This is a genomic window from Brevibacillus brevis NBRC 100599, assembly GCF_000010165.1.
GTDB lineage: Bacteria > Bacillota > Bacilli > Brevibacillales > Brevibacillaceae > Brevibacillus > Brevibacillus brevis_D.
In genome coordinates this window covers 4,944,233-4,957,641 of the sequence record NC_012491.1, presented here as the reverse complement: position 1 = coordinate 4,957,641, position 13,409 = coordinate 4,944,233, and the positions used below count along the sequence as shown (strand labels likewise).

Here is a 13,409-nt window from a genome sequence, read left to right as displayed (position 1 = left end):
GTTAAGTCTTCTTTACAAACGTCACTTATTTATTACCGAGTTGTTCCGCCAAACCGATTAGAAGTCCTTCAATTCCACGAATGTAGCAGAGCCGATACGAGTCCTGGTACTGAACCACTTCTCCGACGAGCTGAGCGCCATGCTTAGTGAGCCTGGATACCATTTCGTCAATGTCCGCAACGGTGAACATGACCCGCAGATAACCGAGGGCATTTACAGGAGCAGTTCGGTGATCGGATATAGTAGGTGGGGTGAGAAATCGCGAAAGTTCAAGTCGGCTGTGGCCATCTGGGGTAACCATCATAGCAATCTCTACACACTGTGAACCCAGCCCGGTTACGCGACCAGCCCATTCACCTTCGACAGTAGCCCGCCCTTCGAGCTTCAAGCCAATCTCCTCAAAGAAAGAGATTGCGTCATCAAGGGATTCTACAACGATGCCAACATTGTCCATTCTTAGTAATTTGTTATTTGCCATTAGTTTTATCTCCTTATGTGTACAAATTTATTCCCTGATCATTTTTGAAGCACAATCAGCACAACCTAGCGATTCATTGCTTACGTATAGTAGAATGATACAAAAAAGGGAACAGAAGGTGTAAGCGATGTGCCGAAACATCAAAACCTTATTCAACTTCGACCCACCTGCGACAGAAGATGAGATTCAAGCAGCAGCCCTGCAATTCGTGCGAAAGCTCTCGGGCTTCAACACGCCTTCGAAGGCCAATGAAGAGGCTTTTCATCGTGCGGTCCAAGAGGTCTCCGTTGTTGCGAAAAATCTCCTGGATTCGCTCGTGACGAATGCAGACCCACGCAATCGAGAAGTCGAAATCGAGCGAGCTCGCGCAAGAAACGCCAAACGGTTTGGCACGACAGAATAGTGAGACGATAAAGATGAACAGTCTAGTTAACGGGCAGGCCTTCAGGGTAACTGCCTATTTTTGTTTACTATATCAGAAATTTCAGTATCTTATCATCTCCTTATGAGACGATTTATCATTTCGTTACTATGTCTCTCTCCTGCAAATTATATTATCGTAGAGTGCAAAGGGGAGAGGATCATCATGGAAAAGGTGAACGTCGCACAACATTTATCACGCTTGCAAGATTCCTGGAGCTCTCTGGTTGTCGGAGAGATGAATGATACGTCTATTAAGCTAGAGAAGCTGCAAGGTGAGTATCCTTGGCAACAAAATGAGCAAAAAGATGAACTGCTATTTGTCGTCAAAGGCAGACTGCTGCTGATGTACCACGAGCGTAACATATGGGTGGAAGCCGGAGAGTTTATCGTTGTACCAAAGGGAGTGTCCTACAAGCTGTTTATCCCGAATGGCGATTGTCATCTACTGGCGATTGAACCGAAAAAATTTGCTGCTCTCAAGCGCTGCTCCTAAGACGATCAACATAGAAAATCGAGCGCTATTCATTTGTGGATAGCGATGATATAGAGCTGTCAATCGACCGGTCATTTTCGTTGGGCTGGACAATTGGCGGCTTTTTTGCTATTAATATATGTTCAGAAAAGTGTTGACTTATGCGTAATTTGTACTGTAATAAATACTGATGATAGCTCCAACTCTTTTCGAGGTGATGAATGTTGGACGACGGCATATATGTATTGATTAAAAAGGGAGACCCCGAACAGCTTCAAAAGCGTCAGTTTCTACATAAGGAAGAGTGTACGATTGGGAGACGGGGCAATCAATTACAACCAGACATTGCTTTTTCCAGTCCGTATATATCCAGAAGGCATGCAGTGATAAGGAAAATCAATAATCAATATTCGATCTCTGATTTGCAAAGCAAGCATGGAACAGAAGTAAACGGAATGCCGATACAGCAAGCACCCCATTTTCTTTATCATGGTGATCATATTACGCTGGCCAAAGGCGTGGTCGAAATGATATTTTTCGCAGAGGGTAGCGAGATGGATGTGACGCGGGAGTTCTCATTCCCTTTGATGAATCCAAAAGAAACCACCTCCACTTCCGGCTTGGTCATCAATCTGGAGCGCAGGGAAATCCGTCTCGATGGCGCAAGAATCCATTTGACCGGAAAAGATATGGATTTGCTCATGCTTTTGTACCAACGTGCGAATCAGGCGGTCAGCTATGAGGAAATCATGGTACTCGTCTGGCCAGAGCGGTTGCTGAATACGGTGAGTAGCGTTCCCGATGTTGGACGAGCCGAGATCAACGCGCTCGTTTATCGCTTGCGTAAGCGGTTGGGTAGATATAGCGAGAATGTCACCACGATCCCGCGCTTTGGTTACATGTGGGAAGAATAGTAGGCAGTACGGCAGACACAGGATGCATTTCCTGTGTTTTTTTGCATTGCATTTGATGTAACTATCTGACACTTATCATCGTACTATGAGAATAGTCTCATCCTGCCATCATCTTTTTTCCATATATTATGGTATCTGACTGTAATATCGTGTGGTAGGGAAGGTGAATGCCTAGTGAAAAAGACATGGATAGTATTTTGGACGGTTTTTGTCGTTGTTCTTTCGGGGTTTTTCTATCTTTTCTGGGACTTTTGGAAGGACACCACGCAGTCGGATGGTGAGAGGGCAAAGGCCGCATTCACAGCGTATACGACAAAATGGAAAGAACAGAAGTTCTCTGACATGTACGAGCAGCTTTCTTTACATACAAAAAAGACTATCAGCAAAGAAGAATTCGTTTCGCGTTACCAAAACATTTACGGAGGAGTCGAGGCCAAAGCGATTGTGGTCGAGCCGATGTACAATGGCGACGTCATGCCAGGTGAGGATGGACAGATCAACTTTCATTATCGGCTGACGATGGAAACCTTTGTCGAACCGATTTCTTTTACAGGGAAAGCAAAGCTTGTCAAGGAAACGCAGAACGACTTGGAGGACTGGTACATTCATTGGAATCCTACTTTTATTTTTCCCGAAATGAAAGAAGGGGACAAAGTAAGAGCCAATACGATGTATCCCAGACGAGGTGAAATCACGGATCGGGCAGGGCGTCCGTTGGCAACAGAGCGTGTCGTGATAGATATCGGGATAAATCCGGGACAATGGAGCCAGACGTCACAAACCGGGAAAATGGCGGTCAGCAAGCTCTTGCAAATTCCGTTGGATGACCTCACCTCGAAGGTCCAGGCTACGACAAGCAAGTCGGCCAAGTTTATCCGGATCGCTACGCTGCCGCAGGACGATGCACGCATCAAACAATTAGAAAAAACAGAAGGGCTCCAATTGCACAAAAAGAAAGTCCGCTACTATCCCTATCAGGACGCGACGGCCCATCTGGTTGGCTATGTAGGAGCGATCAATCAGGAAGAGTACGAGAAGCGAAAGGATCAGGGCTATAAAACGTCCGATATGATTGGAAAATCAGGACTGGAACAGATTTTTGAGGAGAAGCTAAGAGGGAGTGCAGGTGGGCGTATCGTCATTACGGATGCAGAGGGAACAGAAAAAAAGACCGTGGTGGAACGCTTGGCCAAGCATGGACAGCCACTGGCATTAACTATAGATGCAGAAGTACAGCAGACCATTTACCAGGAGCTGAAAAACGAAGCAGGCACGGCTGCGGCCATCTCACCAAAGACAGGGCAAATACTGGCTCTCGTCAATTCTCCGTCCTTTGATCCGAATGCGTTTGTGCTTGGGATGTCGGCTACAGAATGGAAGCAACTGAATGAAAACCCGCAAAAGCCGCTTCTCAATCGATTCGCGCGCGGGTTTGCGCCGGGCTCCACCTTCAAGCCGATTACGGCAGCGATTGGCCTTGGGACAGGCGCCATTACCCCTGCGGATAGTATCCACGTCCGCGGACTGCATTGGCAAAAGGATGTGTCCTGGGGTGGATACGAGGTAACGCGGGTCAGCGATTACGGGGGACCTGTCAATTTGGAAAAAGCATTGGTGTACTCCGACAATATTTATTTTGCGAAAGCGGCGCTCTCCATTGGGGAGGAGCCATTCGTGAAAAAGAGCGAGTTGTTAGGATTCCATGAAGCACTTCCGATTCCATATCCACTAGAAAAGTCGAAGCTGTATAACAAAGGTTTCACAAACGAGATTCAATTGGCAGACTCCGGTTACGGTCAGGGCGAGGTAACGATGACGCCGCTTCACCTCGCGTTGGTGTACAGCGCTTTTTCAAATGACGGGAATATCGTGAATCCATCTCTGTTGCAGGGAGACAAAAAAGATGGGTATTGGAAGACGAATGTCATACCTGCCGATGTGGCGAGCACGGTGAAGCAGTATTTGATACAGGTTATGGAAGACCCGCGTGGTACCGGTCGAGGAGCACGCGTGCCTGGTATTCGCATGGCGGGTAAGACTGGAACTGCTGAGCTGAAACAGAAAAAAGGCGAGCTTGGGTTGGAAAACGGATGGTACGCCGTTTTTAATGTAGATGATCCGCGTTTGCTGGTTACCATGATGATAGAGGATGTCCGTGGTCGGGGTGGCAGTCATGTACTCGATGCACGTATCAAACGGATCTTCACGAAGGCACTGAAAAATTAGGGAGAGCAAGTATGAAAGAAGCAAAAAACGATCGTGTGAAACGACTGCAAATCGTATATATCGTCGTATTTCTGATGTTTGTGGGTATCATTTTGAGATTGGCGCAAATTCAAATCCAGCAAGGGAGCATTTATGCAAATGAGCTGGCAGACAGATCGTACAAAAAAGATTACATTCCCGCTATGCGAGGAAACATTTATGACCGCAACGGATATGTCATTGCCGAAAGTCGGCCTTCTCATCTCGCCGTCTTTCGTGAACAAGAGATCATGGAGAAGAAAGCGTACTTTGACCTGGTGGAAAAGCTGGAGAAAATACTGAGTCTCGAAAAGGCCACACTGTTAAAAAAGATGGATGTCGGCTATGCCTACCAGAATGGCAAGTACGTGGAAGCGGCACGACAATTGCCGCGCTATTTGGAGAAAGAGCTGAAGGTGGATTTGACGGCTAAAGAAATCGCGGTACTGGGTGAGCATCGTGGCGATCTGCCGGGGATTGAGGTAGTGACAAAACCGATCCGAAAATACGATCCGAAGCAAATCTCTGTACAGGCGGTTGGATATGTCCGGCCCTTTCATATTGCTGAAAATGTGAAGCTCGCCTCCTACAAGGATGAGAGTACGCGGTATTTGCCGAACCAGCTAGTCGGGCTCGATGGGATTGAGCTGTCTTACGAAAACGAGCTTCGCGGGAGCAACGGTTACCGGATGTATGAGGTCGCAGCAAATCAGACGGTTGTGAAGCAAGTGGAGGAAGTTCCATCCGTCCCGGGCAATCATGTGTATCTCACCATTGATCAGCGGGTACAGCTAGGTATCCGGGATTCGATCCGAGAGTTTCTTCCGAAGCTGCGTGCAACCATCCCTGAGGCGAGGGGGGCAAAGGGAGCATATGTCGTGGCAGTCGAGGTTAAGACAGGCAAGGTCGTCGCGATGGTCAGCTATCCTGAATACGATCCAAACGTATGGATTGAGGGACCGGATCAAAAAATGTATGACCAGATTAAGCTGGCGGTAACGAATGGAACCATTCGGGAAGCCCCATACAATACAGCGCCATTAAAGGGCGAGGCGGCCATCCAGGAGGGCTACAAGCACCCGGGTTCAATTGTGCCATCTGGGTCTGTCATCAAGCCGATTACGGTATTGCTCGGTTTGCAGGAAGGCATTATTACTCCCTCCGATCGTTGGAATGATGGAGGTGTGTATCACTATGGACGTGGTACGGATCGGATTAAGAACGACAGTTCCAAAGCGCATGGCATGATTAGCCCAGCGATTTCCCTGCAAAAGTCATCGAATACATATATGGCGAGAATCGGGGAGGAGCTGTCCCGTCGAAAAGGAAAAGAGTCAGCGTCCGTCCTGCAATCGTACTATCATGCGTTCGGATTAGGCGTTCAGACTGGTGTAGATTTGCCGAATGAAAACAAGGGGAAAGAAGACTATTTAGTGATGAATGAAAACTACGGTCCACTAGCATCGATGGTGCAGGCTTCCTTCGGACAGCAAGTTCGGGCGACGACGATGCAATTGGCACAGTATGCGGCTACACTTGCGAATAAAGGTGTACGTTTGCAGCCGCAGATGGTAGATAAGATCACAGACGCAAAAGGAAACCTGGTGAAAACGTACACGTCAAAAACCATGAGCACCTTTCCTCACCCAGATAAGTATTGGGATGTTTTAGAGCAAGGCATGGTGATGGTGACGAAACCGGGGGGAACAGCAGTCCGCGCGTATGCGGGAATGCCGTTTCAGGTAGCAGCAAAAACAGGTACATCTGAACAAGACATTTATGTACCAGTGACGGTGACAGATGAGAAAACAGGACAGAAAAAGACAAAGTGGAAAATGCACGCCCGCATTACGAATGGTGTCAGCATTTCGTATGGGCCTGTCGACGATCCGGTCCTGGCAGTAGCCGTAATCGTTCCTGAGGGTGGTTATGGGGGAAGATCGGCCGCGATCATTTCACGTTCCGTGTACGAAGTGTATGACAAGCATATCGGATTGAAATAGCAAGCTGTTCGAAGTGATTCTGCCGAGGATCTACTTCGGACAGCTTCATTTAGCCATTTGACAGATTAGGGGGATGATTATGGCAGGGGTGGAGATAAACGATTTATTAAGATTCGTTATGATTACTTTTATCATAAGTTTAGTCGTTATTTCCGTTGCTATATTGCTTCAAAAGAAAAAAGGTAATCTTGTCAATGGATTCACACTGAGTATGATTTCAGCAATTTCAGTAACCGTTTCTGGAACGAATCTTATGATGATGGGTTATATAGCTGATGAATTGAACCTAGGTGGAGACGATATGTCTACCTATATGTTTTTCATCATTGTAGGGTTAAACATCCTTAATTTCCTTCTTTACTTAAAAAAAGAATGAGAGGTTCGGAAAAACTCGCATCGGCGGTGATACGAAGTTTTTCCGTTTTTTTATTTCGACTCTGCTTTTTGCAAAAAGCGGCGGATGACTTGCACGTATTCGTCTGTCTCTTCCAGATAGCCGACATGCGAGCTGTTTTCAAAGACATGGAGTTCGGCTTTTGGCACCAGAGACTGATAATAACCAGTCGATTCAGGTGTCGCTTCATCATAGCGGCCGCAAACGAACAGGGAAGGGATGTTGATTTGATGCAGCTGGGGTGTGTAGTCGAATGTTTTCAAATTCCCTGTTGGGCAAAACTCAGACGGTCCCCACATCGTCATGTACACTTCTTTATTCGCTTTTGGACGGCTTTCTGTCATAACGGTTGGCATTGGATCAAGGCGGCACACATGGCGCTTGTAGTATTCCTTCATGGCATCCTGATATTCTTGTGAATCAGTTGTACCCTGCTCCTCGTGTGTGGCGATGGTTTGTTGCGTATCTACTGGCAATTGTTCGATTAAACGATCTGCGTCCTGTTTCCAACGCTCTGCGCTCAGGCATGGACTGGAGAAGATGATGCTCTGTACCCCCTCCGGCTTGGCGTCCACCAAATAAGCTGCTGCCAGCATCGTGCCCCACGAATGCCCCAGGATGTGTACCTCTTTTAAGTCAAGGGCTTGTCTGATGCAAGCGAGCTCCTCCACAAAGCGTTCGGTTTTCCAAAGAGTCAGATCTGTCGGGCGATCGGAATTGCCTGATCCCAGCTGATCGTAGAAAATGACGGGTCTGTCGTCGCCTAAGACGTGAAGCGTTGATTTGAGCGGATCATGCGTATTGCCAGGTCCGCCGTGAAGGACGATCAGAGGCGTTTTCTCCCCTTCGCCGACACGACTGTACCATACTCTGCCGCCAGGAACTTCAATATAGCCTTCTTGCATCCTCATCGATAATGCCTCCACTTCAGGTTCATACTGATCTCTCTTCCTTTCAATATAGCATATGGAATTGTTTTTACACTTTTTTTAGAATTGATTTAGAGCATGTTTAGACCTACTATTTATCATCACTGGTATAGGAAGCGATGACAGTTGCTTTCGATGAGACTAGGAGGGATCAGCATGCGAAAAAAATGGTTGGGTATCGGCTTGTCTGTTGGGATCACAGGAGCTTTGATTTGGGGATACGGGACTTCAGCGAGTGCGGATAGCACGACGATGGGCGTGTATGAATCAGCCCTGCAACAAACGAAGGAAGCGAAGAGCATGACGGCCCACGCGCAGCTAGCACTCACAGACAACGGAACGAAGCTGCTCACACTCGAGGGAGTTGCAAAGATCGATCATAACCAGCACATCGGGAATGTCGATGCGACTATTACAGACACGCTGGGCGAGAAAAGCGTGCAAGCCTTTCTGGAAAAGGATCAAGTTGTGGTTAAAAAAGGGGATAGTAACATTTATCGGGTCATGGAAAAAATGGATAGAAGACCCCAACCAGAAAATGACGCCGATAACAAACGCGGAGCAATGATGCATAAGCTGCTTACTACGGTATTCGGCGATCTCGGAAAAAACGCGACCGTTGAAAATCTACCGGATGGAGGCAAGCGTACGTCGCTTCAGCTCTCCGAAGAGCAAATTCCGGCATTTATCCAGGCAGCCGGACCTATTCTTTACGATAAGCTCGTCGAACATAGTCAAGAAGCGTCTTCCTCTGAGAACGGGCTATATGTGAAGCTTCCCCGCTTGCAAGAGGATTTCCAAGTGGACCAAGTGTTGCTGAACGCCAAGATCGATGGGAAAAATCAAATCCAGCAGCAAACTGCTGTGGTACAACTGTCGGGAACGGACGCGTCTGGGAAAGAGCACAAGCTCCAGCTTTCTTTGGATATCCGCTTGTCCGATTTGGGTACGACCACACCGGATCGCATCGATCTTACTGGCAAGCAAGTCGAGAAGGTTTCCCGCGAGGACATGAAGAACAAATGGAGAAAAGACTGGACGAAGCATTCCGATTCCGAGTAAACCATGACTGCAAGGGGGAATGAAACATGTCAATTAAAACAAGACTTTTGCTCTCCTATATTGCCATGATTATCATCCCCCTTGTTTTGTTTGGATTGGTGGCATCGGGATTGGCGAATTACTTTTGGGGAGAACAAGAACCAGGCAAACCGCTCCTTCGTGATACGCTTAACAAACGAGACGAATTGTTCGCTGGTGTCACATTCATGGCTAAATACGCTCCCAATCAATTGACGAACCAGAAGCTGCTAACAGAGACGGATGAGGAGCTACAAGCAGTTGGCGGAGCATTGATTCTCACAAAGGACGAGCATGTGCTATTTGTTTCCCCGTCGATTGATCGCGCTGACGTATCTGATTATTTGCAGGATCAGCCGGATCAGGGGCGCATGCATAGCTGGAAGCCGTTTAAACAGGACGGCTACACATTTGATACGTACGAGTTTACTTTTGCTGATCAGAGGAAAGGAAAGCTCTACTTCCTTGCGAATTCTTTCCCATACATGCAGACAGGCATTTATTTTTTTAGCGCATTGATTCTCAGTCTTCTAACGATTGTGGCGCTGACGAACGGTGTATTAACGTTTCTTGTTTCACGCAGTATCATTCGACCCTTGTACGCCTTAAAGCAGGCGGCGAACGAAATCAAAGAAGGCAATCTGGAGCGTTCTGTTCAACTCCAGCGCAAAGATGAGCTGGGAGAGCTGGGAGAAGCATTTGAAGAGATGCGCAGCAGATTGTATGATTCTATCCATTTGCAGCTTCAGTATGAAGAAAATCGTAAACAATTGATTTCGAGTATCTCCCATGATCTGAAAACACCCATCACAGGAATCAAGGCATGTGTGGAAGCGGTGCAGGAAGGGATTGCGGATACGGAAGCGAAGCGAGAAAAATATATGAAGATGATTGCCATCAAATCAGAGCAGATGGACCGTCTGATTGATGAGCTGTTTTTATTCTCGAGACTGGATTTGAACAAGCTTCCCTTTCACTTTGAAGAAGTCGATATGCGAGCCTATATGGCACGGTTTGCCGAAGAGCTGCGACTAGACCCGCGAATGCACGGCGTATCTATTCGCTATGACGAGCATAATGAAAGTCCGATTCCAGTCATGGCTGATCAGGAAAAACTCCATCGCGTGCTCATGAATATCGTGGACAATAGCTTGAAGTACTTGAACAAGGATGAGAAGCTGATTCGATTGGAAGTGGAGAAAGCCAGCGGTGATGTGCTAGTGGCGATCTCCGACAATGGGACAGGGATTGAAAAAGAAGCAATGCCCCATATTTTTGACCGCTTTTATCGGGCGGACCCTGCACGTAATTCGGCCATGGGAGGCAGCGGTCTTGGACTCGCCATCGTCAAACAAATTGTGGAGGGGCACGGTGGTCGTGTATGGGTGGAGAGTGAGAGCGGACGGGGAACCCGTATTTGTTTTACCTTGCCAGATATCAAGAGAGTCGGGGGTAACACGGAATGAAGCACATTTTAATCATTGAAGATGACACGGTGATTGCAGAGGTGCAAAAGGATTATTTGGAGGCAAACGGCTACTCGGTCGATGTTGCTACTTCCGGCGATAGGGGTTTGCAAAAGGCGTTGCAAGAGGAGTATGACCTCCTGATTCTAGACCTGATGCTCCCCATCGTGGATGGCTTCGAAATCTGCAAGCAAGTCCGGAAAGTCAAAAATATTCCCATCCTGCTCGTCTCTGCGAAAAAGGAAGACATCGACAAGATCCGTGGCCTGGGTCTAGGCGCCGACGATCATATCAGCAAGCCTTTTAGCTTAGGAGAACTGGTAGCGAGGGTCAAAGCCCATCTGGCCCGTTACGACCGTCTCGTTTCCGATTCCAAACCGCTTACGGCAAAAGAGGAGATCAGGCTTCGTGGGATTCGCATCGACAAGCTGGCGAGGCGAGTTTATATCAATGGAAATGAAGTAGCTTTCACTTCCAAGGAATACGACCTCCTGCTCTTTTTGGTAACCCACCCCAACTGGGTATTTAGCAAAACGGAGCTGTTTGAAAAAATTTGGGGTCTTGATTCGTACGGGGATATCGCGACGGTGACCGTGCATATTAGCAAGCTGCGGGAAAAAATAGAAAGTGATCCGGCTAAGCCGCAATACATCGAGACGGTGTGGGGTGTCGGTTATCGCTTTTTACTATAGTGGGAGAAGAAATGCAGCATACATAAACACTTGGGTATTTCGTACCAAGTGTTTATTCTGTTTCCCATAAATCGACAAACTTAGGTAAAATAAATGGCAGATGTCGAATAGTGTGTAGGAATGCGAGCTAAGGGAGACACAGAATATGGAGAGAAAAATCAAAATCCTCGGAACAGGGAAATACTTGCCGACTCGGCGAGTGACAGCAGCAGAACTGGAAGAAAAGCTGGGACTTGCGGCTGGATGGGTAGAGAAAAAGTCCGGGGTAAGCGTCAGACATTTTGTGACGAATGAAACGGCAGCACAGATGGGTGCCATCGCTGCTAGGCGTGCTTTGGAAGCGGCGGGACTTTCCCTTCACGAGATCGATTGTATCGTGTGTGCAAGCGGGACGGCGCAGCAGGAAATCCCATGCACGGCTGCTTTGATTCAAGAAGAGCTTCAACTAAGCAAATCAGGCATTCCCTGCTTTGATATAAATGCGACATGCCTCAGCTTCGTTACTGCGCTGGATGTGATGTCATGCCAGATGGCGGTTGGTATTTACGAGCGAGTCTTGATCATTTCATCAGAGATATCCTCCGCAGGTTTGAATTGGGAGCAAAAAGAGAGCTGCGTGCTGTTCGGAGATGGGGCAGCGGCTGTTGTCATCGGCAGGACGCCAGAAACAGAAAGCTCCCGCATCTTGGGTTCTAGCATGAAAACATATAGTGAAGGCGCGCATTATTCCGAAATAAGGGGTGGCGGCACGTTGATCCACCCGAGACAATTTGCGCAAGGAAGAGAAGCAGACTTTGCATTTGATATGGACGGACGGAAAATTTTTCGCCTGACCTCGCAGCTGATTACCGGATTCGTGGATCGTTTGCTGTCCTCAGCCTCTGTAACCAAGGAGCAAATCCGTACCGTCATTCCTCATCAGGCCAGTGGGATGGCGATGCGGATCATGGCAGGCAAGCTCGGATTTAGCGACCAGCAAATGGTGAACATTCTGGCGGATCATGGAAATGTCATTGCAGCTTCGATTCCGATGGCGCTGCATGAAGCGATTGGGCAAAATCGGGTACAGCGAGGCGATCACCTGATGCTGTTGGGCACATCTGCTGGCTTGTCTCTCGGAGGAATTGTGCTTGAATACTAAACAATCAGTCTTGCTGACAGGAGGACGAGCTCCAGCTACGTTAGAGCTGGCGCGCTTGCTGGGTTCTGCGGGACATCGAGTGATTGTAGCGGAGAGTGCGGGGCGACATCTTTGCCAGCACTCTCGTTATGTAGAGCGCTCCTACCAAGTGCCTCCACCCCGACAGCAGCCCGATGCTTATATCGAAAAGCTGTGTGAAATCATGCAGCGTGAGGGTATCGATCTGTTGATCCCGACTTGCGAGGAGATCTTTTACGTATCGCAGGGGCGGGATCAATTGCTTGACTATGGTGAAGTGCTAGTGGAAGGAATCGAGGTATTGCGTTCGTTGCACGACAAATGGCTTTTTGCCGAAATGGCGCGCGAGGTGGGAGCACTGGTCCCACATACGGTTCGGGTACAATCTTCGGCTCAATTGCGGGAGGCCATGCTGCAAGCAGGAGGACCTGTGGTGCTGAAGCCCGTCTATTCTCGCTTCGCAGCTCATGTACAAATCGTGGCAGACCCGTCATCTGCGGCAGGGCAGTCCACACTGCCCGAACCGACAGTTGGGCAACCATGGCTAGTCCAACAGTTTATAAAAGGGAAACAGGTGTGCAGCTACGCGGTTGCTCTGGATGGACAGCTCACCTTGTACGCCGATTACGAAACCACACATACAGCAGGGCAGGGTGCCTCGATTTACTTTGCCTATTCAGACCATCCACAGGTAAGAGATTTTGTTAGTCGCTTTGTGCAACGGCATACGTTTCGTGGACAAATCGCATTTGATTTCATTGAGAATGAGCAGGGAGAACTGTATGTAATTGAGTGCAATCCACGCCTGACAAGCGGTGTGCATTTGTTTACAGGACAGCACGACGCGGCTACTGCCTATTTTTCTGATCGGGGAAAAAACGTTTTTCCTGCTGGAAAACAAGCTTGCATGCTAGGGATGGCGATGCTGACATACGGCCTTGCTGGCATGACGAATGGAGAGAAGGCAAAACGTTGGGTGAGCGACCTGCTTTCTGCAAGGGATGTTCTGTTTAGGTGGGATGATCCACGACCTTTTTTTGATCAGTTCTCCATGCTGGCAGATTTGGCTTGGCAGAGCTTTCGAACGGGAAAAAGCATGATTGCTTGCAGTACGAGCGATATCGAATGGAACGGAGAAGAGGCGTAAGGACGTGA

13 protein-coding genes are annotated in these 13,409 nt (G+C 48.1%); 11 read left to right on the top strand and 2 right to left on the bottom strand.

What is annotated here, in order from left to right:
- Positions 1 to 25: 25 nt before the first annotated feature.
- The gene (locus BBR47_RS23480; RefSeq protein ID WP_015892926.1) at positions 26 to 478 is read right to left on the bottom strand and encodes a VOC family protein; all 453 of its coding nucleotides are present in this window, start codon (positions 476 to 478) and stop codon (positions 26 to 28) included.
- Between the two features lie 127 nt (positions 479 to 605).
- Between BBR47_RS23480 and BBR47_RS23475 the strand changes: the two genes are divergently transcribed.
- From BBR47_RS23475 to BBR47_RS23450, 6 genes are all read left to right on the top strand, one after another.
- Positions 606 to 881 (top strand): DUF2277 domain-containing protein, encoded by a 276-nt coding sequence (locus tag BBR47_RS23475; protein ID WP_015892925.1) that lies wholly within the window; start codon positions 606 to 608, stop codon positions 879 to 881.
- 183 nt (positions 882 to 1,064) lie between these two features.
- Positions 1,065 to 1,394 carry a cupin domain-containing protein gene (locus BBR47_RS23470; RefSeq protein ID WP_015892924.1) on the top strand — a complete coding sequence of 110 codons (330 nt, stop codon included), beginning with the start codon at positions 1,065 to 1,067 and terminating at the stop codon, positions 1,392 to 1,394.
- A gap of 200 nt (positions 1,395 to 1,594) precedes the next feature.
- Positions 1,595 to 2,287: an FHA domain-containing protein gene (locus tag BBR47_RS23465; protein ID WP_015892923.1), complete on the top strand. Its 693-nt coding sequence runs from the start codon at positions 1,595 to 1,597 to the stop codon at positions 2,285 to 2,287.
- A gap of 174 nt (positions 2,288 to 2,461) precedes the next feature.
- Positions 2,462 to 4,513 carry a penicillin-binding transpeptidase domain-containing protein gene (locus BBR47_RS23460; protein ID WP_015892922.1) on the top strand — a complete coding sequence of 684 codons (2,052 nt, stop codon included), beginning with the start codon at positions 2,462 to 2,464 and terminating at the stop codon, positions 4,511 to 4,513.
- A gap of 11 nt (positions 4,514 to 4,524) precedes the next feature.
- Positions 4,525 to 6,534 carry a peptidoglycan D,D-transpeptidase FtsI family protein gene (locus BBR47_RS23455; RefSeq protein WP_015892921.1) on the top strand — a complete coding sequence of 670 codons (2,010 nt, stop codon included), beginning with the start codon at positions 4,525 to 4,527 and terminating at the stop codon, positions 6,532 to 6,534.
- A 79-nt stretch (positions 6,535 to 6,613) separates the two neighbouring features.
- Positions 6,614 to 6,910 (top strand): hypothetical protein, encoded by a 297-nt coding sequence (locus tag BBR47_RS23450; RefSeq protein ID WP_015892920.1) that lies wholly within the window; start codon positions 6,614 to 6,616, stop codon positions 6,908 to 6,910.
- A 50-nt stretch (positions 6,911 to 6,960) separates the two neighbouring features.
- Here BBR47_RS23450 and BBR47_RS23445 read toward each other — a convergent pair whose 3' ends face one another.
- The gene (locus BBR47_RS23445) at positions 6,961 to 7,839 is read right to left on the bottom strand and encodes a proline iminopeptidase-family hydrolase (RefSeq protein WP_015892919.1); all 879 of its coding nucleotides are present in this window, start codon (positions 7,837 to 7,839) and stop codon (positions 6,961 to 6,963) included.
- A gap of 174 nt (positions 7,840 to 8,013) precedes the next feature.
- Between BBR47_RS23445 and BBR47_RS23440 the strand changes: the two genes are divergently transcribed.
- From BBR47_RS23440 to BBR47_RS23420, 5 genes are all read left to right on the top strand, one after another.
- Positions 8,014 to 8,919 carry a hypothetical protein gene (locus tag BBR47_RS23440; RefSeq protein WP_015892918.1) on the top strand — a complete coding sequence of 302 codons (906 nt, stop codon included), beginning with the start codon at positions 8,014 to 8,016 and terminating at the stop codon, positions 8,917 to 8,919.
- A gap of 26 nt (positions 8,920 to 8,945) precedes the next feature.
- On the top strand, positions 8,946 to 10,403 hold the full coding sequence (locus BBR47_RS23435; protein ID WP_015892917.1) for a sensor histidine kinase: 1,458 nt from the start codon (positions 8,946 to 8,948) through the stop codon (positions 10,401 to 10,403).
- The gene (locus BBR47_RS23430; RefSeq protein WP_015892916.1) at positions 10,400 to 11,095 is read left to right on the top strand and encodes a response regulator transcription factor; all 696 of its coding nucleotides are present in this window, start codon (positions 10,400 to 10,402) and stop codon (positions 11,093 to 11,095) included. The genes BBR47_RS23435 and BBR47_RS23430 overlap by 4 nt, the downstream gene beginning before the upstream one ends.
- Positions 11,096 to 11,240: 145 nt before the next feature.
- A complete protein-coding gene (locus tag BBR47_RS23425; RefSeq protein ID WP_015892915.1) occupies positions 11,241 to 12,236 on the top strand; it encodes a beta-ketoacyl-ACP synthase III in 996 nt (331 codons plus the stop codon).
- A complete protein-coding gene (locus tag BBR47_RS23420) occupies positions 12,226 to 13,401 on the top strand; it encodes an ATP-grasp domain-containing protein (protein ID WP_015892914.1) in 1,176 nt (391 codons plus the stop codon). The genes BBR47_RS23425 and BBR47_RS23420 overlap by 11 nt, the downstream gene beginning before the upstream one ends.
- Positions 13,402 to 13,409: the final 8 nt, after the last annotated feature.